The organism is Sphingomonas pseudosanguinis (assembly GCF_052056765.1).
In the GTDB taxonomy this organism is placed as follows: Bacteria; Pseudomonadota; Alphaproteobacteria; order Sphingomonadales; family Sphingomonadaceae; genus Sphingomonas; species Sphingomonas pseudosanguinis.
Genome location: NZ_CP189888.1, coordinates 438582 through 462376, shown reverse-complemented (window position 1 = coordinate 462376; position 23795 = coordinate 438582). Strand labels below are relative to the sequence as shown.

The 23795-nt window shown below is 67.7% G+C and carries 29 protein-coding genes; 24 read left to right on the top strand and 5 right to left on the bottom strand.

The genetic code is table 11. The annotated features are described in order from the left end of the window. Window positions 1–109 precede the first annotated feature (109 nt). The 16 genes from ACQHGV_RS02100 (at window position 110) to ACQHGV_RS02025 (ending at window position 13714) form a co-directional block, all read left to right on the top strand. Window positions 110–871, top strand: coding sequence for an aspartyl/asparaginyl beta-hydroxylase domain-containing protein (locus ACQHGV_RS02100; protein ID WP_440979251.1), 762 nt, complete (start codon window positions 110–112; stop codon window positions 869–871). Window positions 872–998: 127 nt separating this feature from the next. Further along, a complete protein-coding gene (locus ACQHGV_RS02095) occupies window positions 999–2795 on the top strand; it encodes a methyl-accepting chemotaxis protein (protein WP_440979250.1) in 1797 nt (598 codons plus the stop codon). A 106-nt stretch (window positions 2796–2901) separates the two neighbouring features. Further along, a complete protein-coding gene (locus tag ACQHGV_RS02090) occupies window positions 2902–3474 on the top strand; it encodes a NifU family protein (RefSeq protein WP_440980109.1) in 573 nt (190 codons plus the stop codon). Continuing rightward, window positions 3474–4064, top strand: a complete 591-nt coding sequence (locus ACQHGV_RS02085) for a malonic semialdehyde reductase (RefSeq protein WP_440979249.1) — start codon at window positions 3474–3476, stop codon at window positions 4062–4064. The genes ACQHGV_RS02090 and ACQHGV_RS02085 overlap by 1 nt, the downstream gene beginning before the upstream one ends. Before the next feature lie 7 nt (window positions 4065–4071). Then, on the top strand, window positions 4072–4713 hold the full coding sequence (gene tsaB / locus ACQHGV_RS02080; RefSeq protein ID WP_440979248.1) for a tRNA (adenosine(37)-N6)-threonylcarbamoyltransferase complex dimerization subunit type 1 TsaB: 642 nt from the start codon (window positions 4072–4074) through the stop codon (window positions 4711–4713). Continuing rightward, entirely contained in the window at window positions 4713–5183 is a 471-nt protein-coding gene (locus ACQHGV_RS02075; protein WP_440979247.1) for a GNAT family N-acetyltransferase, read from the top strand. Before tsaB ends, ACQHGV_RS02075 begins: the two co-directional genes overlap by 1 nt. 96 nt (window positions 5184–5279) lie before the next feature. Next, a complete protein-coding gene (locus ACQHGV_RS02070; RefSeq protein ID WP_042489602.1) occupies window positions 5280–5702 on the top strand; it encodes a Fur family transcriptional regulator in 423 nt (140 codons plus the stop codon). After that, complete coding sequence (locus tag ACQHGV_RS02065; protein WP_440979246.1) at window positions 5702–6448, top strand: lysophospholipid acyltransferase family protein; 747 nt, start codon at window positions 5702–5704, stop codon at window positions 6446–6448. The genes ACQHGV_RS02070 and ACQHGV_RS02065 overlap by 1 nt, the downstream gene beginning before the upstream one ends. 86 nt (window positions 6449–6534) lie before the next feature. Further along, on the top strand, window positions 6535–7857 hold the full coding sequence (gene miaB / locus ACQHGV_RS02060; protein WP_440979245.1) for a tRNA (N6-isopentenyl adenosine(37)-C2)-methylthiotransferase MiaB: 1323 nt from the start codon (window positions 6535–6537) through the stop codon (window positions 7855–7857). A gap of 424 nt (window positions 7858–8281) precedes the next feature. After that, window positions 8282–9280 carry a PhoH family protein gene (locus tag ACQHGV_RS02055; RefSeq protein WP_440979244.1) on the top strand — a complete coding sequence of 333 codons (999 nt, stop codon included), beginning with the start codon at window positions 8282–8284 and terminating at the stop codon, window positions 9278–9280. A 14-nt stretch (window positions 9281–9294) separates the two neighbouring features. Then, window positions 9295–9564, top strand: a complete 270-nt coding sequence (locus ACQHGV_RS02050; RefSeq protein ID WP_183952371.1) for a ribbon-helix-helix protein, CopG family — start codon at window positions 9295–9297, stop codon at window positions 9562–9564. Further along, window positions 9561–9974 (top strand): type II toxin-antitoxin system VapC family toxin, encoded by a 414-nt coding sequence (locus tag ACQHGV_RS02045; protein ID WP_440979243.1) that lies wholly within the window; start codon window positions 9561–9563, stop codon window positions 9972–9974. Before ACQHGV_RS02050 ends, ACQHGV_RS02045 begins: the two co-directional genes overlap by 4 nt. Next, the gene (gene ybeY, locus ACQHGV_RS02040) at window positions 9971–10486 is read left to right on the top strand and encodes an rRNA maturation RNase YbeY (RefSeq protein WP_409789215.1); all 516 of its coding nucleotides are present in this window, start codon (window positions 9971–9973) and stop codon (window positions 10484–10486) included. The genes ACQHGV_RS02045 and ybeY overlap by 4 nt, the downstream gene beginning before the upstream one ends. Window positions 10487–10495: 9 nt before the next feature. Beyond that, window positions 10496–11401, top strand: coding sequence for a hemolysin family protein (locus ACQHGV_RS02035; protein WP_183952374.1), 906 nt, complete (start codon window positions 10496–10498; stop codon window positions 11399–11401). Continuing rightward, window positions 11398–11844, top strand: coding sequence for a GNAT family N-acetyltransferase (locus ACQHGV_RS02030; protein ID WP_440979242.1), 447 nt, complete (start codon window positions 11398–11400; stop codon window positions 11842–11844). The genes ACQHGV_RS02035 and ACQHGV_RS02030 overlap by 4 nt, the downstream gene beginning before the upstream one ends. A 541-nt stretch (window positions 11845–12385) precedes the next feature. Then, window positions 12386–13714 carry a PQQ-dependent sugar dehydrogenase gene (locus ACQHGV_RS02025; protein ID WP_440979241.1) on the top strand — a complete coding sequence of 443 codons (1329 nt, stop codon included), beginning with the start codon at window positions 12386–12388 and terminating at the stop codon, window positions 13712–13714. A 16-nt stretch (window positions 13715–13730) separates the two neighbouring features. Here ACQHGV_RS02025 and ACQHGV_RS02020 read toward each other — a convergent pair whose 3' ends face one another. The 3 genes from ACQHGV_RS02020 to ACQHGV_RS02010 form a co-directional block, all read right to left on the bottom strand. Beyond that, window positions 13731–14360 carry a LysE family translocator gene (locus tag ACQHGV_RS02020; RefSeq protein ID WP_440979240.1) on the bottom strand — a complete coding sequence of 210 codons (630 nt, stop codon included), beginning with the start codon at window positions 14358–14360 and terminating at the stop codon, window positions 13731–13733. A gap of 187 nt (window positions 14361–14547) precedes the next feature. Then, window positions 14548–14850: a polyhydroxyalkanoic acid system family protein gene (locus ACQHGV_RS02015; RefSeq protein ID WP_183952378.1), complete on the bottom strand. Its 303-nt coding sequence runs from the start codon at window positions 14848–14850 to the stop codon at window positions 14548–14550. Then, window positions 14847–15278, bottom strand: a complete 432-nt coding sequence (locus ACQHGV_RS02010; RefSeq protein ID WP_440979239.1) for a VOC family protein — start codon at window positions 15276–15278, stop codon at window positions 14847–14849. The genes ACQHGV_RS02015 and ACQHGV_RS02010 overlap by 4 nt, the downstream gene beginning before the upstream one ends. A gap of 232 nt (window positions 15279–15510) precedes the next feature. On the opposite strand from ACQHGV_RS02010, the gene lnt reads away from it, so the two are divergent. From lnt to ACQHGV_RS01995, 3 genes are all read left to right on the top strand, one after another. After that, the gene (gene lnt / locus ACQHGV_RS02005; protein ID WP_440979238.1) at window positions 15511–17049 is read left to right on the top strand and encodes an apolipoprotein N-acyltransferase; all 1539 of its coding nucleotides are present in this window, start codon (window positions 15511–15513) and stop codon (window positions 17047–17049) included. 41 nt (window positions 17050–17090) lie between these two features. Further along, entirely contained in the window at window positions 17091–18290 is a 1200-nt protein-coding gene (gene metK, locus ACQHGV_RS02000; RefSeq protein ID WP_440979237.1) for a methionine adenosyltransferase, read from the top strand. Between the two features lie 124 nt (window positions 18291–18414). After that, a complete protein-coding gene (locus ACQHGV_RS01995) occupies window positions 18415–19209 on the top strand; it encodes a hypothetical protein (protein ID WP_440979236.1) in 795 nt (264 codons plus the stop codon). 5 nt (window positions 19210–19214) lie between these two features. Here the strand turns inward: ACQHGV_RS01995 and ACQHGV_RS01990 are convergent, their stop codons facing one another. Beyond that, complete coding sequence (locus ACQHGV_RS01990; RefSeq protein WP_440979235.1) at window positions 19215–20045, bottom strand: formate/nitrite transporter family protein; 831 nt, start codon at window positions 20043–20045, stop codon at window positions 19215–19217. A gap of 64 nt (window positions 20046–20109) precedes the next feature. Between ACQHGV_RS01990 and trmB the strand changes: the two genes are divergently transcribed. After that, on the top strand, window positions 20110–20790 hold the full coding sequence (gene trmB, locus ACQHGV_RS01985) for a tRNA (guanosine(46)-N7)-methyltransferase TrmB (protein WP_440979234.1): 681 nt from the start codon (window positions 20110–20112) through the stop codon (window positions 20788–20790). 16 nt (window positions 20791–20806) lie between these two features. On the opposite strand, the gene ACQHGV_RS01980 is transcribed toward trmB, so the two are convergent. Next, window positions 20807–20992, bottom strand: a complete 186-nt coding sequence (locus ACQHGV_RS01980; protein WP_183952411.1) for a hypothetical protein — start codon at window positions 20990–20992, stop codon at window positions 20807–20809. 114 nt (window positions 20993–21106) lie between these two features. Between ACQHGV_RS01980 and ACQHGV_RS01975 the strand changes: the two genes are divergently transcribed. The 4 genes from ACQHGV_RS01975 (at window position 21107) to ACQHGV_RS01960 (ending at window position 23690) form a co-directional block, all read left to right on the top strand. Beyond that, window positions 21107–21562: a hypothetical protein gene (locus ACQHGV_RS01975; protein ID WP_409789193.1), complete on the top strand. Its 456-nt coding sequence runs from the start codon at window positions 21107–21109 to the stop codon at window positions 21560–21562. 80 nt (window positions 21563–21642) lie between these two features. Beyond that, on the top strand, window positions 21643–22095 hold the full coding sequence (locus tag ACQHGV_RS01970; RefSeq protein WP_183952413.1) for a DUF2721 domain-containing protein: 453 nt from the start codon (window positions 21643–21645) through the stop codon (window positions 22093–22095). Further along, entirely contained in the window at window positions 22092–22493 is a 402-nt protein-coding gene (locus ACQHGV_RS01965; RefSeq protein WP_440979233.1) for a DUF4345 domain-containing protein, read from the top strand. The genes ACQHGV_RS01970 and ACQHGV_RS01965 overlap by 4 nt, the downstream gene beginning before the upstream one ends. A gap of 21 nt (window positions 22494–22514) precedes the next feature. Next, window positions 22515–23690, top strand: coding sequence for an MBL fold metallo-hydrolase (locus ACQHGV_RS01960; RefSeq protein WP_440979232.1), 1176 nt, complete (start codon window positions 22515–22517; stop codon window positions 23688–23690). Window positions 23691–23795: the final 105 nt, after the last annotated feature.

Below are 23795 nucleotides of genomic sequence, written 5' to 3'. Positions count from 1 at the left end.
GCGCCATCATTTGGACCCACATCACGCCTAGTCCGGATGGCGTCGGCGCAGCGGCACGGGACAGGAAAGCCCCGGTCGCAAGGGCCGGGCCGGGGATGTGCGGAGCGTTATGACCAAGTCGATGAATGCCGGTGTCCAGCGTCATGCGCCGGGCGCAATATGGCACAAATCGGGCGAACCCCTGCGGGCCGCCCCCCCATCCGCGTTCGCCCGCCCCGATCTGTCGCTGGTCACGCCGCCGCTCGCCGAAGCCCATGACGCGCCGCCGGCCGCCGGCCGCCTGGCCTGCGGCCTGCAGGGCTGGGCCGATCGGCTGATCGCCTCCTGCTCGCTGGTGTCGACGGCCCCGGTCCTCGACGTGCGGGAGTTCGACTGGACCGCGCCTCTGCGCGAACATTGGACCAGCGTGCGCGACGAGGCGCTGGCGATGGTCGGCGATCAGCGTGAGGCGATGCTGTGGCGGGGCGGGGCGGCCATGCCCGACGCGCTGGCCCGCTGTCCCGACACCGCGACCCTGCTGGACCATATCCCCGCCCTGGAATCGGCGGCGTTCGTCACCCTGCCCGCCGCGACCCATTGTCCGGCGCGGCGCGGCGTCACCAAGGCACTCATCACCTGCGATCTGGCGCTGGCGGTGCCGCGCAGCGGCGATGTGCGGATGCGTGTCCATGACCGCATCGTCCGCTGGGCCGAGGGCGAGACGTTGATGTTCGACGACAGCGTCTCGCACGAATCATGGAACGAGGCGAACGGCCCCCGGCTGATCCTGCGCGTCCGCTTCGCCCGGCCGCTGCGCCGCCCCGGCCCCTGGCTGGCGCGACCCATCCTGACGCTGTTGCGGCGTCATTCGGCCGCCCGAGGCCGCTCCTGACGTCTTGATCGACATCAAATCCACACGAAACGGCACGGCGCGACGACCGCGTTAACTTTTCGATAACCCGGCAGAGACAAAGGCGCAAATCACTCTAATATCTAGGGTTTTGTGTCATGGAACTGTCATGTTTCTGAAGAGTGTCGCTGCACGCCTGATCGCGCCGGTGCTCGTGTCGATGCTGTTGCTGGGCGTCTTGTCCGCCGTCACGCTGCGGATCGAGGCGCGGGTGGCCACCGCCAATGCGGCGGCGACCGATGCCGAGACGGCGATGTTCCGCCTGGCCGAACTGCGCTCGGTCAGCCGCTCGCTGCAACGCGACGCGCTCAACCTGGCGACCGAGGACGATGCTGCCGAACGACAGGTGATCCTGGGCAAGTTCACCAAGCGGCTGGGGACGTTCGGTGACGAACTGGCGGCGCTGCGCGACGACCCCACCGGCCGCGCGGCGACGCCCGACTATCTCGAATCGCAGGCGCAGGTGCGCGACGAACTAGCGATCGTGGGGCGGCTGGCCAATACCGGGGATCGGGCCGGCGCGATGGCGCATTTCCGGCAGCGGGTGCGCCCGGCCGAGCGTCGCGCCTCGAAGATCGCCGATGCCAGGATCGATGCCCTCAAAGAGGCGGTCGCCACGCTCCACACCCGCGCTGATGCGATCGCCGGAGAGGGCCGCCGGGTCCTGATCGGCGCGACCCTGTTGCTCGCCATCGCGGGGTTGGCGACCGGCTTGTTCATGGCGCTGCGCACCGTGGTGCGCCCCTTGCACGAACTGCGCGCCACGATGGTCGCGCTGGCCGAGGGGCGGGCCGATGCCGTCATCCCGCATGGCGGTCGCGCCGACGAGGTGGGCGAGATGGCACGGTCTATGGCGGCCTTTCGCGACCAGCTCGCCCAGGCCGAACAGGCCAAGGCGGCGCAGACCGCGCTGATCGTCGAGAGCATCGGCGAAGGTCTGTCCGCGCTGGCGAAAGGCGATCTGACCGCGCGGATCGATGCCGAACTCGACGTGCCGTTCGCGCGGCTGAAGGCCGATTTCAACCGCGCGATGCACGCGCTGGAGGCGGCGATGGCCTCGGTCGCGGCGGCGGCGGGCGGCATTCATGCGGGGGCGATGGACATCCGCCAGGCCTCGGACGACCTGTCGCAGCGCACCGAGCAACAGGCGGCGGGACTCGAGGAAACCGCCGCCGCCGTCGATGAGATCACCGCCACCGTCCGCCATGCCGCCGCCGGCGCCACCGAGGCCGCGCGGGCGGTCGAACGCACCCGGACCGACGCCAGCGAAGGCGGCGCGGTGGTCGACCGCGCCCGCGCCGCGATGGGCGGGATCGAACAGGCCTCAACCGAGATCGCCGAGATCATCGGCGTGATCGACGGCATCGCCTTCCAGACCAACCTTCTCGCGCTGAACGCCGGGGTCGAGGCGGCGCGCGCCGGCGATGCGGGCAAGGGCTTCGCGGTCGTCGCCTCCGAAGTTCGTGCGCTCGCCCAGCGTTCGGCAGAGGCGGCGCACAGCGTCAAGGCGCGGATTCTCGCCAGCTCCGAACAGGTCCGCGCCGGCGTCGCGCTGGTCGGCCAGACCGGCGAGGCGCTCGACCGGATCAACCAGGGCATGGGCCAGATCGGCACGCTGATGACCGGCATCGCCGACGACACCGCGCGCCAGGCCGATGGCATGGGCCAGATCAACACCGCCCTGTCCGAAATGGACTCGGTCACCCAGCAGAATGCCGCCATGGTCGAGGAGGCAACCGCCGCCGCGCGTAGCCTGGCGCAGGAGGCCGAACAGCTGAACCAGGCGGTGTCGCGCTTCCGCCTCGCCGCGATGCCGCCGGCCGCCCCCGTCAGATCGGTGCCGGCCACCCCGATGCAGGCGGTGCGACGGCGCGCGGCCAATGACGGCGGGTGGTCGGCCTTTTGACCGCCACTCGCATCATGGCCCACCCGCTTGATGACTTGGCGTCGCGAAACGCATCCTTTCCGCCTGCCCGCTTGATCCCCGACGCCGGGCGGGCCACATGGCGGTCATGCTGATCGAGACCGAACCGACGCCCAACCCGGCGACGCTGAAATTCCTGCCCGGCCGCAAGGTCATGGACAGCGGCACCCGCGACTTCGCCTCGCCAGAGGAAGCCGCCGCCAGCCCGCTGGCCGAGGCGATCTTCAACTTGGGGGATGTGACCGGCGTGTTCTTCGGCCGCGACTTCGTCTCGGTCACGGTCGCCCCCGGCACCGACTGGTCGGAGGTGAAGCCCGATGTGCTCGGCATCCTGCTCGACCATTTCTCAGCGCAGATGCCGCTGTTCAAACAGGGCGCAGCCGATTTTTCGGTGCCGGGCGAGGAAGAGGCGTTCAGCGACGATCCCGAAGATGCCGACATCGTCGCGCAGATTCGCGAACTGATCGACACGCGCGTGCGGCCGGCCGTCGCCAATGACGGCGGCGACATCGTCTATCGCGGGTTCGACAAGGGCAAGGTCTATCTCAAGATGCAGGGCGCCTGCGCCGGTTGCCCCTCCTCGACCGCGACGCTGAAGAACGGCATCGAGCAGCTGCTGCGTCACTATGTCCCCGAAGTCACCGAAGTCAGGGCGGTCTGATGAACCCGATCGACGACGCCAGCCTCGACCGGCTGTTCCGCGAAGGCCGCACCTTCAACCATTATCTCGACACGCCCGTCGGCGACGATGAGATTCGGGCGATCTGGGATCTGATGAAGATGCCGCCGACCTCGACCAACCAGAGCCCGGCGCGCATGGTCTGGTGCCTGAGCCAGGAGGCCAAGGACAAGCTGGCTGATTGCGCGACGGGCAGCAACCCGGACAAGATCCGCGCCGCGCCCGCCGCCGTCATCATCGGCATGGACGTGGACTTCCACGAGAATTTGCCGCAGCTCTTCCCGCATGTGGATGCCAAGAGCTGGTTCGACGGCAATACCGAACTGCGTGAGGCGTCGGCCTTCCGCAACAGCTCGCTCCAGGGGGCCTATCTGATCCTCGCCGCGCGGGCACTGGGGCTGGATACGGGCGCGATGTCGGGCTTCGATCAGGGCGCGGTGGACAAGGCGTTCTTCGCCGACCGGCCGGGCGTGCGGTCGAACTTCATCGCGACCATCGGCTATGGCGATCGCAGCACGCTGCACCCGCGCAATCCCCGGCTCGCGTTCGAGCAGGCCAATCGGATCGCCTGAGCCGCACTTGCGCACGCTGGTCATCGATACCGCCACCGCCGCCTGCTCGGTCGCCCTTCTCGACGGCGACCGGGTGATCGCGCGCGCCCATGACGTGGTCGGGCGCGGCCATGCCGAAAAGCTGGTGCCGATGATCGCCGCGCTGCCCGATGGTGGCCGGGCGGAGCGCATCTGGGTCGATTGCGGCCCCGGCAGCTTCACCGGCATCCGCGTGGGCATCGCGGCGGCGCGCGGGCTGGCGCTGGGCTGGGGCGTGAGCGCGACCGGGTATAACTCGCTCGCGCTGGTCGCGGCCGCTGCTTTCGCCGCCCGTAACGACGACGCCGTGTCGGTCGTGCTGGAGGGCGGGCATGGCGAGGTCTTCGTCCAGGCCTTCGCGCGCGATCTGACGCTGCTGACCGGCTTCGCCTCGATGAAGCCCGACGCGGCGCTGGCCGCGCTGGATGGCCGGGTCGCGGTGGGTAACGGCGTGCGCTGGCTGACCGCGCTGTCACCCGATCTGCCGGCCATCGAGGCGCTGCCCGATGCGGCCGAAGCATGGCGCCTGCCCCCCGAGCTGACCGCGCTGCCCCCGCGCCCGGTCTATGGCCGCGCGCCCGATGCCAAGCTGCCCGGCGGCATCACCCCGCCCGAGGCCAGCGCCACCTGATGGCCAGCCTCAGCCTCTCGTTGCGTCCCGGTGACGCGCGCGACGCCGGGGCGGTCGAGGCGGTGATGGCCGCTGCCTTCGACCCGCAATGGGGCGAGGCCTGGACGCGTTCGCAACTGCTGGGCGTGATGGCGCTGCCCGGCATCCAACTGATCCTGGCGGAGATGGGCGAGGAGCCCGCCGGCTTCGCGCTGGTGCGCTCGGTGATGGATGAGGCCGAGTTGCTGCTGCTCGGCGTCGTGCCGGACTATCGGCGCAGCGGCGTCGCCAGCGCTTTGGTCGAACGCGTGATGCACGACTGCGCCGCCGCCGGGGTGGTGACGCTGCATCTCGAGGTGCGCGCGAACAACCCCGCCGTGCACTTCTATACCCGCCACGGCTTCGCCAAATGCGGCGAGCGGCGCAATTATTACAAGGGCGCGGACGGCCGCCATTACGACGCGCATACCTATCAGCGGGCCATCGGCTGAGCCGATCACGCTATCCGAGTTATTGCGAGTCGCTATCCTCTTTTCGCAATTAGCCTTTGCGCGTAGAGAGGGGCCAGCCCGAGGAGTTTGAATATCATGGCCCGCAAGATCGATCTCGAAGCGCTGTGCGCACAAAAGGGACTGCGCATTACCGAACAGCGTCGCGTGATCGCCCGCGTCCTGTCGGAGGCGGAGGACCATCCCGACGTGGAAAAGGTCTATGAGCGCGCCGCCAAGATCGATCCCGGCATCTCGATCGCGACCGTATACCGCACCGTCCGCCTGTTCGAAGAAGCCGGCATCCTCGACCGCCACGACTTCGGCGACGGCCGCGCCCGCTACGAGCCCTCGCCCGAGGCGCATCACGACCATCTGATCGATGTCGAGACCGGCCGCGTGATCGAGTTCGTCGACCCGGAACTGGAACAGCTGCAAAAGGCGATCGCCGAGAAGCTGGGCTTCCGCCTGGTCGACCACCGCATGGAACTCTACGGCGTCAGCCTCGACCGCAAGAGTTGATGGCCGCCATCGCCCATCGCGATGCCGACAGCAAAGGCGGCCTGCGTGCAGCGGGTCGCCTTTCGTGTATCGTCGCCGCGCTGCTGATCGCGCTGCCGCTGCACGGCGCGTGGCGGCTGGTGGGGCGCGCCTCGCCCTGGCCGCGCCGTTTCCTGCGGCGGGTGGCGGTGATCCTGGGCGCGGACATCCGGGTTGTCGGGCAGCCGCTCCGCCGCGACGTGATGATCGCGGCCAACCATCTCAGTTGGTTCGACATATTGCTGCTGGCGGGTACGGCGGGAACGCGGTTCGTCGCCAAGGCCGAGGTCGCCGCGCTGCCGCTGATCGGCTGGCTGGCGGGGCTGAACCGGACGGTCTTCGTCGCGCGCGACGACCGGCTGGGCGTCGGTGATCAGGTGGCGAGCATCCGCGCGACACTGGCCGAGCATCAGCCGATCGCGATCTTTCCCGAAGGGACCACCGGCGACGATCTGGACCTCCTGCCCTTCAAGCCCGCCCTGTTCGCCGCGCTGGTGCCGCCGGTGCCGGGCATCCGCATCCAGCCGGTCAGGATCGATTACGGCGCGGCAGCGGGCAACCTCGCCTGGCTGGGCAGCGATCCCGGCGACGCCCATGCCCGGCGCGTGCTGCGCCGGCCGGGGCGGTTCAGCGTGACGCTGCACTATCTGGACCCGTTCGATCCCGCCGATCATCCCGATCGCAAAGCCCTGGCCGCCGAGGCCCGCGCACGGATCGCCAACGCCTGATTTTAAAGCCGTTCACATTCCTCCCCTTGCAGGGGAGGAATAGGGGAACGCTGGCGAGCATGGCCGTTTTGCGATAAGGAGCGCGGATGCCCGCATCCCCCAAGACCTTTCACGTCAAGTCCTTCGGCTGTCAGATGAACGTCTATGACGGCGAGCGCATGGCCGAGCTGATGGCCGCGCAAGGCCTGACGACGACCGACGATGCCAGCGCCGCCGATCTGGTGGTGCTCAACACCTGCCACATTCGCGAGCGCGCGACCGAGCGGGTCTATTCGGAGATCGGCCGGCTGCGCAAGGACGCGGGCGAACAGGGCCGCAAGCCGATGATCGCGGTCGCCGGCTGCGTCGCGCAGGCGGAAGGCGAGGAAATCGTCCGCCGCGCCAAGGTCGATGTGGTGGTCGGCCCGCAGGCCTATCACAACCTGCCCGATCTGGTCGCCAGGGCGGCGGCGGGCGAGGCCGCGCTCGACACCGACATGCCGGTCGAGTCGAAGTTCGCGCATCTGCCGGGCCGCCGCAAGGTAAACCCCTCGGCGTTCCTGACGGTGCAGGAAGGCTGCGACAAATTCTGCACCTATTGCGTGGTGCCCTATACGCGCGGCGCGGAGGTCAGCCGCTCCTATTCGGCGATCATGGACGAGGCGCGGTCGCTGGTCGACGCCGGTGCGCGCGAGATCACGCTGCTGGGTCAGAACGTCAATGCGTGGAACGACGCCGACGATCGCGGCCTGCATGGCCTGATCCGCGAGATGGACCGGATTCCGGGGCTGCACCGCATCCGCTATACGACCAGCCATCCCAACGACATGACGCAGGGGTTGATCGACGCGCACCGCGATGTCGAAAGCCTGATGCCCTTTCTCCATCTGCCGGTCCAGTCAGGGAGCGACCGTATCCTGAAGGCGATGAACCGCCAGCATAGCCGCGACAGCTATATGCGGCTGATGGACCGGGTCCGTGCGGTACGGCCCGACATCGCGCTGTCGGGCGACTTCATCGTCGGTTTCCCTGGAGAAACCGAGCAAGACTTCGCCGACACGCTGAGCCTGGTCGACGCGATGGGCTATGCCCAGGCGTTCAGCTTCAAATATTCGCCCCGCCCCGGCACCCCCGCCGCGTCCATGGACGATCAGGTGCCGGCCGAAGTGATGGACGAGCGGCTCCAGCGGCTGCAGGCGTCGCTCAACCGCGACCAGCACGCCTTCAACATGACGAGCGTCGGCCGGACCTGCCCCGTCCTGATCGAACGGCGCGGCAAGCTACCCGGCCAGATGCTCGGTAAGTCGCCCTGGCTCCAGTCGGTCCACCTGATCGGCGACCATCAGATCGGAGACCTGATCGAAGTCGAACTGGTCGCCGCCGGCCCCAACTCGCTGACCGGACAAGCGAAGGTGAAGGCTGCGGCGTAACCCCGCCCCGTCCGCATCCTCGACCGCCGTTCAGGCTGAGCGAAGCCCACGCCCGCACTTCCGCGATTTTGTTCGCACGGAGACGCGGAGGCGCGGAGATGTCTCGCCCGCTGATAGTGTATCCGGCACTCGTAGTCGGAAGACATTTTTCGAACGCCTGAAGCGGACAGGCCAAGATCGCGGCTGGATACACCCTCTCCGCGCCTCCGCGTCTCCGCGCGAACCAAAATCTTCTCAATCGCGCAGAGGCGCAGAGGAAGAAGAATGTCTCCCGTCCGCCACGCCGGGCTCTTCTTCTCCGCGCCTTCCGCGCCTCTGCGCGCAAAAAACCGTCTTCCCGTCACACCCATGTCACGCAATTTCGCTGGCGTTCCGATCCTCGCCACCCCATCTTGGGTGAACCTACTGACGGTGAAAGGACCGCATGAGCCGCAAGCCCCTCCCCGCCCAGGCCGGTGAACGCAGCCGGGCGGAACTCAGCTTCGACAAGCCGCAAGTGCTGGCGCAGCTGTTCGGCCAATATGACCGCAATCTGGTCGCATTGGAAAATCGACTGGGCGTCTACATCACCGCGCGCGGCAACCGCGTCGGGCTGGAGGGGACCGCCGAGCAGGTCGCGCTGGCCCGCGACGTGCTGAACGACCTGTACGCGCGTATCCAGCGCGGCGAGGAGGTCGATACCGGCCTGGTCGACGCCGCGATCGCGATGGCCTCCGAACCGACGCTCGACGGCATCGTCAGCGCCGAACGCACCTCCGCCCCGCCGATCATGATCCGCACGCGCAAGAAGACGATCGTGCCGCGCACCCCCGCCCAGGCGCATTATATGAAGGAGCTCGTGTCCAACGACATGATCTTCGCGCTGGGGCCGGCGGGCACCGGCAAGACCTATCTGGCGGTGGCGCAGGCGGTGGCGCAGCTCATCACAGGATCGGTCCAGCGGCTGATCCTGTCGCGCCCGGCGGTCGAGGCGGGCGAGAAGCTGGGCTTCCTGCCCGGTGACATGAAGGAGAAGGTCGATCCCTATCTCCGCCCGCTCTACGACGCGCTGCACGACTGCCTGCCCGCCGAGCAGGTGGAACGGCGGATCGCCAGCGGCGAGATCGAGATCGCGCCGATCGCCTTCATGCGCGGCCGGACGCTGGCGGATGCCTTCGTCATCCTCGATGAAGCGCAGAACACCACGCCCGCGCAGATGAAGATGTTCCTGACCCGCTTCGGCCAGAACAGCCGTATGGTCATCTGCGGCGACCCCAACCAGGTCGACCTGCCCGGCGGCGTGCCCGCCTCCGGCCTGGCCGATGCGGTGCGTCGCCTGGAGGGGATCGAGGGGATCGCCATGAGCCGCTTCACGGCCGCCGACGTCGTCCGCCACCCGATCGTCGGGCGCATCGTCGACGCCTATGAAGGGCCGAACGCCTGAGATAGGATGCATGCATGGCCGAACGCGATCCCTATCCCCCGCTGACGCTGGGCACCGACACGCGCGAGCAGGTCGCACGCGCGGCCCGGCGTCTGGGCGTCAGCGAGGAGGAGGCGATTCGGCGGGCGCTCGCGGAACTGCTGGTCAAGGCCGAGCCTGATCAAATGGAGCGACGCCCGTTGCGCGACGTCATTGCGGAACTGCACCGCACCTCGGCGTTGCCGCCACCGACCGGCATCGTCATCGACAAGGCATTTTACGACGATCTTTCAGGCGGCCTGTGAGTATTTTTGTCGACGCCTCGGCGCTGGTCGCGATCATCCTGAAGGAAACCGAGGTCGACAGGCTCGCCGAGCGGCTGGAGAATCATGACGAGCGTCTGACCAGCGCCGTCGCGCTTTGGGAAACGATGGCAGCCGTACGGCGGGCGCGTGACACGAGTGTCGAACTGGCATGGGCGGAAGTCGAGCGATTTCGCCTAGCGCTCGACCTCCGGCTCCTTCCGGTCGGCGCCGAGGAAGCCGAACAGGCCGTTATCGCCCATGCCCGCTACGGCAAGGGCCATCACCCCGCCCGCCTCAACATGGGCGATTGTTTCGCCTATGCCTGCGCGCCTGGCCAAGACGCGGAACTCTTGTACAAGGGCGACGATTTTGCCCTGACTGACCTGGCCGACCCCGAAAGGCTCCAATGATCGAGATTGCGCTGATCCACGAAGAGCCCTGGTCGGGCGACGAGCAGAGCTGGGAGGCGCTGGCCACCCGCGCCGCGCGCGCCGCGATCGAGCGGACGCCGCATGGCCCCTTGCTGACGACGCCCGCGCTGATCGAGATTTCGGTGCGGCTGACGAGCGATGACGAGGTGCACGCGCTCAACCGCCAGTACCGACAGAAGGACAAGTCGACCAACGTCCTGTCCTTCCCGATGGTGCAGCCCGATCTGATCGCGACGGTGACGCAGAATTCGGACGATGGCGAAGTGCTGCTCGGCGACATCGTGCTGGCCCACGGCGTCTGCGTCGCCGAAGCGGCCGAACGCGGGATCGCGACCGAAACCCATGCCACGCATCTGCTGGTGCATGGCGTGCTGCATCTGCTAGGCTATGACCATATGCAGGATGACGAGGCCGAAGCGATGGAAGCGATCGAGCGCGACGCGCTGGCCAGCCTCGGCATCGATGACCCCTATCTAGTGCGCGAGGACTGACACCCCCCGATGGCCGACGGCCCCAGTAGCAGCACCGGCAACGGTGACTCCAACGAGAATGGTATCTGGCGCGGGCTGAAAAGCCTGATCTTCGGCGAGGAGCAGGAAGAATCGCTACGCGACCAGCTGGAAGAGGCGATCGACCGGCATGAGGGCGATCCCGGCCCCGATGCCAAGGGCGACCTGACCCCGCTGGAGCGGCAGATGGTGCGCAACCTCCTCCATTTCGGCGAGCGCGATGCCGGCGATGTGGGCGTACCCCGCGCCGACATCATCGCGATCGAGGAGCGGACGACCTTCGACCATATGGTCCAGATCTTCGCGGAGGCCGGACACAGCCGCCTGCCCGTCTATCGCGAGACGCTGGATGCAATCATCGGCATGGTCCATATCAAGGACGTGTTCAACATCCTGGCGACCGGCGCGGAACATCCCGCCAGCATCGCCGGGCTGATCCGCGATCCGCTTTACGTCCCCATGTCGCGCGGCGCGCTCGATCTGCTGGCCGATATGCGCCAGAAGCGGGTGCACCTGGCGGTCGTGCTCGACGAATATTCGGGGACTGAGGGCCTCGTCACCATCGAAGACCTGATCGAGGAAATCGTCGGCGAGATCGAGGACGAGCATGACGAGGCGCCGCAGGCGATGCTGGTGCCGCTCGATGGCGGGGCCTGGGACGCCGATGCCCGCGTCGGGCTGGAAGAGGTCGGCCGTGCGGTCGATCCGGTGCTGGAGGAAGCCGAGGACGATGTCGACACGCTGGGCGGCCTGACCGCCGTGCTGGCGGGGCAGGTCCCACCGGTCGGCACCTGCATCGACCATCCCAGCGGCTGGCGGATCGAGGTGACCGAGGCGGACGAGCGCCGCATCCATCGCCTGCGCCTGCACCCGGCGGTGGCGACCGTGGACGAATGATCCGCGCCTCTCGGGCGGATGACCGTGACGCCTGCCTGGGGCTGTTCGACGGTAACAGCGCCCCCTATTTCGCGCCGTCCGAGCGGGCCGACTTCGCCCATTTCCTCGACCATCAGGCCGCAGCATGGGGCTTTCAGGTGGCCGAACAGGACGGGCGGGTCGTCGGCTGTGGCGGCATGGCGATCGACGCAGAAGGAAGGACCGCGCATCTGTGCTGGGGCATGGTCGAGCGCCACTTGCATCGGCAGGGCATCGGCACCGCACTGGTTCGCACGCGGCTGGATCGGGCGGCCGAGGCAAAGGTCCGCGCGGTGCGGCTGGACACCAGCCAGCATAGCCGGGCCTTTTACGAGCGGCTCGGCTTTGTCAGCGAGGGCGTGACGGCGGATGGCTATGGGCCGGGGCTGGATCGTGTCGACATGGTGCTGATCATCAGCGGTTGAATGGCGGGGTTGGGGCGTGGCCTTCGACTGCGCTCAGGCTAGAGAAGGATGACATGAGGTGGATTCGTCATTGCGAGCGTAGCGAAGCAATCCAGTGTCCAGGCAAGACGCTCTGGATTGCTTCGCTACGCTCGCAATGACGGCTTGGGTCAAACTGACGTTATCCCGCTCTAAACGGGGCGAGGGGCAATGGGCCTTCTACCAACGTCCGTTCAGCCTGAGCGCATTCGACGGCCACGCCCCTCTACGACCGTTCCCAAATCACCCACTCGATCACTAACGATGGCTTAATCCATTATCGCGATAAAAATTCGCCTGCTACAAGCGAATCAACAGGTTAAGTATGTCGGCCTGAGGCATCGCATCGCCCGCTCCGACGCTTCCCGGTTCGAGGGCGCGAAATAACTCCCTGACCTTCGCGCCTTCGATGGCCGCCGGTGCGCTCCCTAAACACCGGCGGCCACCCTTTTGTGCAAGGGATCGGCCCGTGGCCGGTGCACACCCTCTTCCCCCCATGCCGCGCTGCGCGTATCTCTGGCACATGCGCAAACACGTCCTGATCGTCTCCGGCATCATCGTCCTGATCGGTATCGCCGTCATTGCCTGGCTGGCCTGGCCCGATACCGCGCGGCTTAGCGTCGATCAGGTGGCCGGCAAGCAGCCGACGATCAGCGCACCGCGCGAGCAGGTGATCCCCACCGTCAACATCGCCAAGCCGGTCGGCTGGGCGCAAGGGGCCAAGCCGCAGGTTGCATCGGGCCTGGCGATTCAGGCCTTCGCCACCAGTCTCGACCATCCCCGCTGGCTGTACGAACTGCCCAATGGCGACGTGCTGGTGGCCGAGACCAACTCGCCGCCGCGCCCCGCCGCCGGCATCACGCAACGGGTGATGAACTTCTTCCTCGGCCGCGCCGGCGCGGCGGTGCCGTCGGCCAATCGCATCACGCTGCTGCGCGACACCAATGGCGACGGCAAGGCAGATATGAAGACCGCCTTCATGACCGGGCTGAACTCGCCCTTCGGCATGGTGTTCTTCGAGGGCTATCTCTACATCGCCAACACCGATGCGCTGGTGCGCGTACCGTACCGCGAGGGCGAGACGCAGATCACCGCCAAGCCCGAAAAGGTCGTGCCGTTGCGCGGCGGGGGCAATCACTGGGCGCGCAACGTGATCGCGGCGGAAGACGGCAAGACCCTCTATGTCTCGGTCGGCTCGGCCAGCAACATCGCCGAGAACGGCATGGATGCCGAGAAATTCCGCGCGACGATCCTGCAGGTCTGGCCGAACGACAAGAATTGGCGCGTGTATGCCGGCGGCCTGCGCAATCCGGTCGGCATGGCGCTCAACCCGATCAACAACCGGTTGTGGACGGTGGTCAATGAGCGCGACATGCTCGGCTCCGACCTCGCGCCCGACTATCTGACCCAGGTCGAGTTCGGCGACCATTTCGGCTGGCCCTGGTATTACTGGGGTGGCTATCCCGATGATCGGGTCGAGCCGGCCAATCCCGCGCTCCAGCAATATGTGAAGCGCCCCGATTATGCGCTGGGGCCGCATGTCGCCGCGCTGGGCCTGACCTTCTCGCAAAATGCCAGGCTCGGCGACCGCTTCGCGCGCGGTGCGTTCGTCGGCGAGCATGGGTCGTGGAACCGCAAGCCTGCCTCGGGCTACAAGGTCGTGTTCGTGCCGTTCGGCGCCAACGGGTTCCCCGTGGCGGGCGCCAAGCCGATCGACGTGGTCGGCGGCTTCCTCGACGCCAAGGGCGAGGCGCGGGGCCGGCCGGTCGGCGTGATCGTCGACAAGGCGGGCGGCCTGCTGGTCGCCGATGACGTCGGCAATGTCGTGTGGCGGGTCAGCGCGGCGAAGTGACGCGCGGGCTTGCGGGTCAGGCCGGCTTGACCCGCAGTAGCGCCAAGCCGAAGCCGACGAAGATCGCGCCGGTCATACGGTTGAAGGCGCGCTTTACTGCCGGTTTGGCGAGGTAGCGCGACAGCGAACGGCCGCCTAGCGCATAGACGCCGTACCAAAAGGCCTCGATCACCGCGAAGGTCGCGACCAGCGTCGCGAACTGCGGGACCTGCGCGCGGGTGGGATTGATGAACTGCGGCAGGAAGGCGACCGCGAACAGGATCAGCTTGGGATTGCTGATGCCGATGAGGAAACCGCCACGGAACAGTGCGGTGCGCGACAGGCTGCGCGGCAGCACGGCCTCGCTGACATCGAGCGGTGCGATGTCCGCCCGCCATGCCTTGATGCCCAGATACAGAAGATAGGCGACGCCGGCATAGCGGATCACCTCGAACGCGCCGGGCAGCGCGAGCAGCAACGTGGTCAGCCCGGCGGCGGAGGCGGCGAGCACCAGCACGACGGCGAACAGGCATCCCGCCATGGCGGCGACGCTGCGCTTCAGCCCCATATCGACCGATCGGGTCAGGATGTGCAGCATGTTGGGGCCGGGCGTACCCGACAGCAGGAAGACGGCCCCGACGAAGAGCCACCATGTGTGCAGCGCCATGTGCGTTTCCCCTTGCAGATGGCGTGGCATTAGGGACGGTTGAACCGAACCGCAAATATCCGCCCCCGGTACGGGGCGGGCGTGCGAAACACGGGGGAAGGGGCGTCTCACGAGTGGCGTCCATTTCGGAAGCCCCCCTCCGTCAGCGCTGCGCGCCGCCACCTCCCCGTACCGGGGAGGATAGGGGTTATTTGAGCAGCTTGGGTGCTTCGGAGCGGATCACCGATTCGATCTGCCCTGAGAACAGCGACAGGAAACCCGGCAGACTGACGACGGCGTGTACCTTGTCGTCGAACACCGTCGCCTGCGCCGCCACCGACTGGCCCATCGCGCCGACGGTGAAGTGCATCGTATCCCCCTCCCAGCGATGCTCGACGGTGGCGCCGCCCGGGATCAGCCGGCCGATCTTGCCGACGCCGCCGTCCAGGCGTTCGCGCACCGCCGCCTTGCCCAGCTTATGGGGAATATCGAGCGAGATCGGGGCACTCATGCGGTCATCTCCGTGGCAAAGAGCATCGCGTCATCGGCGAAGGCCTTGAACTCCAGTGCGTTGCCGCTGGGGTCACGGAAGAACATCGTCGCCTGCTCGCCCGGCTGGCCCTTGAAGCGGACGTGAGGATCGATGCCGAAGGCCACCCCCGCCGCCTCGACGCGGGCGGCCAGCGCCTCCCAATCGGCCATGGTCAGGACGACGCCGAAATGCGGCACCGGCACCTGATGGCCATCGACCGCATTCTCCACCGCCACCGGCTTCGCCGCCGGGTCGAGATGGGCGACGATCTGATGTCCGAACAGGTCGAAGTCGATCCAGTGATCGCTCGACCGTCCCTCGGTACAGCCGAGGATCGAACCGTAAAAGTCGCGCGCGGCGGCAAGGTCGTGGACCGGAAAGGCGAGATGGAAGGGGCGCAGGGTCATGGAGGGAAGCTAGGGTGTCCGGGCGGGGTTTTCCACCTCTGGCGGGGATGCCCCTCCACCATGCTACGCATGGTCCCCCTCCCCAAGCACAGCTTGGGGAGGACTTGGGCTGACCATTCCTCCCCAAGCACAGCTTGGGGAGGGGGACCGCCCGGCAAAGCCGGGTGGTGGAGGGGCATCATCCCACATCCCGCATTGCTCCTGTCATGCGCAGGCGTCATATCCTGCCGCCGTGACCCGTTACCCCGCCCTTGTCGCCCTGATCGCAGGCGCCGTCGCCGCCTGCGGCTTCGCCCCGCTCGACCTCTGGCCGTTGCTGCTCGGCGGGCTGATCGTCCTGCTCGCCCTGGTGCAGGATGCGCCGACCATGCGCGTCGCATTGTGGCGCGGCTGGGCGTTCGGGGTCGGGCATTTCACCGTCAACAACAACTGGTTTCAGCACGCTTTCGACTTTCAGGACAAAATGCCGCCCGTGCTGGGCTATTTCGCGGCCGTCGGCCTTGCTCTGTACCTCGCCGTCTTTCCGATGGCGGCGGCGGGCGTGGCATGGCGGTTTCGTGGGCGGCGGGCCGATGTCGCCTATGTGCTGATCTTCGGCGCGGCGTGGATCGCGACCGAATATCTACGTGCACGGCTGTTTACCGGCTATGCCTGGGACCCGTTGTCGGTCGCGTGGCTGCCGGTGATCGGCGTCGCGCGGATGAGCGCGTTCGTCGGCACCTATGCGCTGTCGGGGCTGACCGTGGTGCTGGCCGGCGCGATCTGGTTGGCCTTGCGCAAGGACTGGCACCTGGCCGCCGTCATGGTGCCCATCACCGGCGCGGCCGCGCTGTCCGCCCCGCTGACCCGCGCGCCCGAGCCGGCCGCGAACGCGCCCCTGGTCCGCGTCGTCCAGCCCAATGTCAGCCAGGACCAGCGCGGCGAGAGCGACGGACCGCTGCTGTTGAAGCGGCTGACCGAATTGTCGGGACGCCCCGGCCCCCGCCCCCGTCTGGTCGTCTGGCCCGAGGGGGTGGTGCGCGACATGATTGAGGACGGCTATCCCGACTGGGCCTATTTCGGGTTCAACTATGCCCCGCCCTTCTGGACGCGCCGCCAGATCGCCAGCGTGCTGGGGCCGCGCGACACCGCGCTCGTCGGCGGCACCGCGCTGCACTTCTCGCCCGACCGCGCCCGCGCGACCAGCGCCGCCAACAGCGTCTTCGCAATCAACCGGGGGGCGCAGATCATCGGCCGCTATGACAAGGCGCATCTGGTGCCTTATGGCGAGTATCTGCCGATGCCTTGGCTGTTGAAGCCGCTGGGGCTGGCACGACTGGTGCCCGGCGACATGGACTTCACCCCCGGCCCCGGCCCGCGCAACCTGCGCATCCCCGGCTTCGGGCCGGTGGGTGTCCAGCTTTGCTATGAGATCATCTTTTCGGGCCAGGTCGTCGACCGCGCGCGTCGCCCGCGCCTGCTCTTCAACCCCTCCAACGATGCCTGGTTCGGCCGCTGGGGTCCGCCGCAGCATCTGGCGCAGGCGCGGCTGCGCGCGATCGAGGAGGGGCTGCCGATCATCCGCGCCACGCCCAACGGCATCTCCGCGATCATCGCCGCCGATGGCCGGCTGGTCGCGACCGTCCCGCATCTGACCGCCGGCGCGGCCGAAGCCCCCCTGCCCGCCGCCCTTCCGCCGACCGTCTTTTCCCGGGTCGGCAACATGCTGGCGCTGGCCGTGGCCGCCGGCCTGGCCGCGATCGGCGTTGCCATCCGCCGCCGCCGCCGCTAGGACCGATATAAAGCTATCTTTATATCCTTATGAGGACGGGAATGCGGAACTCGTACATCTTCACCTCGGAATCGGTTTCCGAAGGTCACCCCGACAAGGTCGCAGACCAGATCAGCGACTCGATCGTCGACCTGTTCCTGTCCAAGGACTCCGAAGCGCGCATCGCCTGCGAGACGCTGACCACCACCAACAAGGTCGTGCTGGCGGGTGAGATCCGCTGCAAGGGCGTGTTCGAGAACGACCAGTGGGCCGAAGGCGCGCTGGAAGAGATCGAGCAGACCGTGCGCGACACCGTCAAGCGGATCGGGTACGAGCAGTCGGGCTTCCACTGGCAGACCTTCGATTTCTCGAACAACCTGCACGCCCAGTCGGCGCACATCGCGATGGGCGTGGACGAGAGCGGCAACAAGGACGAAGGCGCCGGCGACCAGGGCATCATGTTCGGTTACGCGACCGACGAGACGCCCGGCCTGATGCCCGCCACCCTCTATTACAGCCACAAGATCCTGGAAAAGATGGCGGCCGACCGTCACTCGGGTGCGGCCCCCTTCCTGGAGCCCGACGCAAAGAGCCAGGTCACGCTGCAGTACGAGAATGGCGTGCCGGTCCGCGCGACGGCGATCGTCGTGTCGACCCAGCATTCAGCCGAGCTGTCGAACGAAGCGGGCCAGGCCAAGCTTCGCGACTATGTGACGTCGGTCCTCACCGACGTGCTGCCCGAGGGCTGGCTGCCGGAAGAGAAGCAGATCTACGTCAACCCGACCGGCCTGTTCGAAATCGGCGGCCCGGATGGTGACGCCGGCCTGACCGGCCGCAAGATCATCGTCGACACGTACGGCGGCGCGGCCCCGCATGGCGGCGGCGCGTTCAGCGGCAAGGACCCGACCAAGGTCGACCGCTCGGCCGCCTATGTCGCACGCTACCTCGCCAAGAACGTCGTCGCGGCGGGGCTGGCCAAGCGCTGCACCATCCAGCTGTCCTACGCGATCGGCGTCGCCGAGCCGCTGTCGGTCTATGTCGACCTGCACGGCACCGGCCAGGTCGAGGAGGCCAAGCTGGAAGCGGCGCTTCCGAAGCTGGTTCGCCTGACGCCCAAGGGTATCCGCGAGCATCTGAAGCTGAACGCGCCGATCTATTCGAAGACCGCCGCTTACGGTCACTTCGGCCGTGAGGCGGAGGGCGCGCTGTTCACCTGGGAAAAGACCGACCTGGTCGACCAGATCAAGGCCGCCGTCGCCTGATCCCGGCTCAGGATTGAGGAAAAGACGCCCGTGCGGGGATGACCCGCGCGGGCGTTTTGTTTTCTTGCTCTTTGCGTTCTGGCGCGCCAACCTCGCGGCCATCAGGGGGTGGACAATGTTGGCGATGGCGATTGTCATGGTGGCGGCACAGGCGGTGCAGGCTTCGCCCGCCGTCATGCCGAAGGACGAACGCTCGGAGGCGCAACGTCTCGCCGACGCCTCGATCTTCGGCGTCATGATCTACGCCTTCGACCGCGCGGCATGGGTCAGCACCGACTCGCTGATGGAGATCGTGCCCAAGGATCAACTGGGGGGCACCGGCGGCTATGTCGTCGAGCCGGTCGACAAGGACACGCTGCGCGCCACCTATTTCAAGGGCGCTGCCGCCAGCGCCCGTGCCTTCTTCGTCGCCGATGTGCGCGCGGGGAAAACCGTTCGGCACGAAATCTTGCCCGAACCCGTATCACTGACGCCTGCGCAGATGATCCTCGCCCGCGCCCGCGAAATCGCGACCCAGGAGGCAAAGGCAAAGGGCTATCGCCCCTGCACCGCCGCGCCGTTCAACACGGTGGTCCTGCCTTCCGTCAACGGCGGCCCCGTCACGGTATACCTGCTGTCACCGCAAGTCACGAACGACAGCTACATGATGGGCGGCAATTACCGCGTCGCCATCGCGCCGGACGGACGGATCGTCGGCAGCCGTGCATTCAACACCAGCTGCCTGAACCTGACGCTGCCCGACGAGGACAAGGACACGAAGGTCGCGGGGCTGTTCGTCAATCATCTTCTCGATCCCGTGCCCACCGAGATTCACGTCTTCGCCTCGTATAGCGTCCTACAGCCGGTCTTCGTCCTGACGCCCGACAAGCGGACATGGCAGGTGCGGGGCCGTGACATCTCGATCATCACCCGACCCTAAAGTCGCTATGCTCGCGCCTCGCCCTGCACCTGGCCGTGCGCCAGCAGGGTGAACAGCCCCGCGCCGCCGACCAGATTGCCGAGGATTGCCGGGATCAGCAGCCCGAAGACCGCGCGTACCGCATCGACTCGACCGGTGAACAACAGCAGGAAGGTCTCGTCCGCGCCGACGATCGAATGGCTGAACCCGGCGATGGCGATGACATAGGTGATCGCCAGGATGATCCAGAAGGCCTGAGCCCGGCCATTGGGCAAGATCCAGGCGACCACCGCGATCAGGAAGCCCGCCGGGATCGCGTTGACGAAGGTCTCCCAGCCGCCCAGCGCCAGAATCCGCTCGGACACCGCCAGCATCGACTCGCGGATATCGGCATTGCCCAGCGCCCCGCCCGCGACCATGCCGGCGGCGAGCGCGGTGCCGATCAGGTTGGCGAGCAGCACGATGGCCCATAGCCGCAGCGTCCGTCGCAACGCCCAGCCCGAGGGCTTGGTCACCAGCGGCAGCATCGCCGTGATCGTGCTTTCGGTGAAGAGCTGCATCCGCCCCAGGATCACGACGAGGAACCCGACCGGATAGCCGAGCGACGCCACCAGTTCGCGCCACGGCGCCTGGGGCAGGCCGGCATGCAGCGCCCCCTCGGCGATCAGCGACGAATGGATGGCGATCCCCGCCGCCAGCCCCGACCAGAACAGCGCGCCCGCCGGCCGGTCCAGCTCCGCCTCGCCCGCCTCGCGCACGGTGCGATGCAGTTCCTTGGCGTCGGCGGCCTTTTGCGCCTCGCCCTCCTGCCCGTCATGGGGCGGGCCGTCGTGTTCCGGTTTGTCATCATGCGCCATATCGCACGCCAACGAGCGGACACACCCTTGGCTCCCACCCCCTGCCCACGCTAAGGGCCCGGCGATGAACGATCCCACGACGATCCGCCGCCTCTATGGCCGGCGACAGGGCCACAAGCTGCGCCAGGGCCAGGCCGCGCTGGTCGAAGACATGCTGCCGACGCTCAGCGTGCCCGAGGACGGTCCGCTCGACGCGATGCGGCTGTTCGGCGACGAGCGTCCGCTCCAAGTCGAGATCGGCTTCGGCGCGGGCGAGCATCTGGCGGGGCAGGCCGAGGCGACGCCGGACACCGGCTTTATCGGCTGCGAGCCGTTCCTGAACGGCGTCGTCGGCGCGCTAGGGCATATCCGCGACCGTGCGCTCACCAATGTCCGCCTGCACATGGGCGACGCGCTGGAGGTGATCGAGCGGTTGCCCGATGCCAGCCTGGATCGCGTCTACCTTCTCCACCCCGATCCCTGGCCCAAGGCGCGCCATGCCAAGCGGCGGATGATGAACCACGGCCCGCTCGACACGATCGCGCGCAAGCTGAAATCGGGCGGCGAGTTCCGGCTGGGCACCGACGACCCGACCTATTGCCACTGGTCGATGATGATCATGAACGCGCGGGAGGATTTCACCTGGCAGGCCCGCACGCCCCAGGACTTCCTGACCCGCCCCGCCGACTGGCCCGAGACGCGCTACGAACGCAAGGCGCGCCGTCAGGGGCATGAGGTGTGGTATTTCCGGTATATCCGCCAGTAACGGCGGAGCTTGCGCGTCAGGACCGGAGCGCCATCCGCATCGTCGGCTTCGGCGCGGCGGCGCCCAGGTTGCGGCGGGCCATCTCGGCCAGGATGACGTCGCGGTCGTCCTGGTCGGGCACCTGCTGCACGACGGCGAACGCCTCCAGCAGGGTGGCGTCGTCGACATATTCGATCAGGTCGGGATCGAGCATCGGGTTCATGGGGCGAATCCTCCCAGTCTATTTTATCAACCTATAACAAGCTGATCGCGGTCGGGTTGCCAAGAGGGACCCGGCGGACCTAATCGCCAGCGCGACGGGATCGGGGACATCAAGATGGTCGATGACAGCTGGGGCGTGACGCCGCCGCGTGGCGGGCTGCGCATCCGCACCAATGACAGCCTGGAGGAACGCGCCGCCGCGCGGGCCAAGGCGCGCGCCGAACGCGAGGGGCAGCGTGCCGCGATCATGACCGACCGGATGGAGGCGCGCGCCGCCAACCGGCTGCGCGAGACGGCGGCGCGCGAGGCCGAGCGCGCGGCGCGCCGCGAAAGCGAGATGGCCGCCGCCGCGCGCGATCCGCATGCCGCCGCCGCCAAGCGACACCGCACCTCCGGCCGCAAGGACGTGGTGCGCGAGCAGCGTGACACGCGCGGCTATACGACCGTGGTCGACGAGGGGCGGATTCGCGAACTGGCCAAGCGTGGCGCCTCGCTGTCCGGACTGGCCAGCGCCTTCGGCGTATCGCAGGACGAGATCGCCGCGATCCTGGCGCAGGCGGCCGAGGAATAGCCGGAGCGGGACAGGTTCCCGCGCGCCGAAATATATCCCCTCTTGTCGGGACGCGGCGGGCACGCCACCATTTGGCGGCCATGCCGACCTTGCCCGCCGTCACTACCATCGCCCAGACGATCCAGCTGTCGCTCGCCCCGGTCTTCATGCTGGCGGCGATCGGACAGCTGCTCAACGTGCTCGCCGGACGGCTGGCGCGCGTGATCGACCGCGCCCGCGCGCTGGAGATGATGATCCACAAGATCGATGACGGCCCCGAGCTGATCCGTCACAAATGGGAGTTGCGGCTGCTCGACCGACGCATGTCGATCATCAACGCCGCGCTGTTGATGGCGGTGTCGAGCGCGGTGATGGCCTGCGTCGTCATCGCGGTGCTGTTCATCGCCAATATCGGCAAATATCATTTCGGCACCTGGATCGCGATCGCCTTCATCCTGTCGGTCAGCCTGCTGATCCTGTGCCTGGTCGCCTTCACCTTCGAGGTGCGGATTTCGCTGCGCGCCATCCATGTCCGCAAGGAAATCCTGGATTGAGCATCCTGCGTCGCGAACGCCGCCTCCTGCAGCTGGTGGTCGCCATCGCCTGCCTCGTGCCGCTGACGATCGGCGGGATCAGCGTCGCGCGCGGCCCGCAATGGCTGGGCCATCCCCCGGTCGTGCCTGCCGATCTGGACAGCCAGTTCCGCTATGTCTCGGGCATCTTCCTGGGGTTGGGCCTCGCCTTCGTCACCTGCATCCCGGCGATCGAGCGCAAGGGCGCGCGGTTCCGGCTGCTGGGCCTGCTGGTCGTGGCGGGTGGTCTGGCGCGGCTGGGGTCCTGGGCGATGGTCGGCGCGCCCTCCACGGGGCATCGGCTGGGACTGGCGATGGAACTGGTGGTCGTGCCGCTTCTTATGATGTGGCAAGCGCGGGTCGCCCGGCAGGCGCGCTGACACCGGGAGCAGGTGACGTACATGAAAGCCCTTCGCCTGATCGCCAAGGCGGTCGCCCTGCTGCTGATCCTGGTCGGCCTGGCGGCCACCATCGTGCCGCATTATCTCGACCGCATCTATTATGAAGGCCCCGAGAGCGGCCATTATGACGGCGAGCGCTTCTTCAATCCCGATGGCGACGGCGACACGCTGCGCATGCCGCGTCCGGGCGGCCGGCGCGGGTTTCTCTGGAGCCAGTTGACCGGCGATGACGGGCGCCCCGCCTGGCCCGACGCGGTCGCGGTCGACGCCTCGCGCCCGGCGGCGCGGGTGATGGGCGACGCCATGGTCGCGACCTGGATCGGCCATGCCACGATGCTGGTCCAGACCCAGGGCCTCAACATCCTGACCGACCCCATCTATGCCGAGCGCGCCGGTCCCTTCGGCCTCGGCCCCCGGCGTGTGGCGAAGCCGGGCGTGGCGTTCGACGACCTGCCCAGGATCGACCTCGTGCTGATCAGCCACAATCATTACGACCATCTCGAACAAGCGACGCTCAAGCGGCTGTGGCAGCGCGACCGGCCGCTGGTCGTCACCAGCCTGGGCAATGACAGCGTCATCGGTCAGGTCGGCGTACCCGCCACCGCGCTCGACTGGGGGCGTGAGCGGGTGATCCGGCCGGGCGTATCGGTGGTCGTCACCCGCAACCATCATTGGGGCAGCCGCTGGTTCGCCGACCGCAACCGCGCGCTCTGGTCGAGTTTCGTGATCAAGTTGCCCGGCGGCAATGTCTTCTTCGCGGGCGATACCGGCATGGGCGACGGGCGCTGGCCGGCCGAGGCGGCGACGCTCGGCCCCGTCCGCCTCGCGTTGCTGCCCATCGGCGCGTTCCGCTTCGTCCCCGGCCAGATGGCAGCGGGCAGCCATATCGGCCCGCCCCAGGCGGTGCAGATTTTCGAGCGCCTCGGTGCCTCGACCGCCATCCCCATTCATTGGGGCACGTTCCGCCTGTCCTATGAGGCCTATGACACGCCGCCGCGCCTGCTCGGCGCCGCGATGCGTTGCTCGACGGTCCGGCCTGGCGCACGCTTCGCACCGGTCCGGCTCGGGCAACCGGTGACGATCGGGCCGGTCGTCGCCCGGCCGGTCGCGGGGCAAACCGACGATGCCGCGATGCGCCGCTGTCTCGACACCCCGGCGGTCCGCGCGTTGCGCTGACATCGTCACGCTGTCCTGCAACATCCGAAAGGGAGGTTGTTCGGATGCAACAGTTCGATGACAGCAAAGACTCTTGCCTAGTGTTCATAGTATATCTCCTTTCAC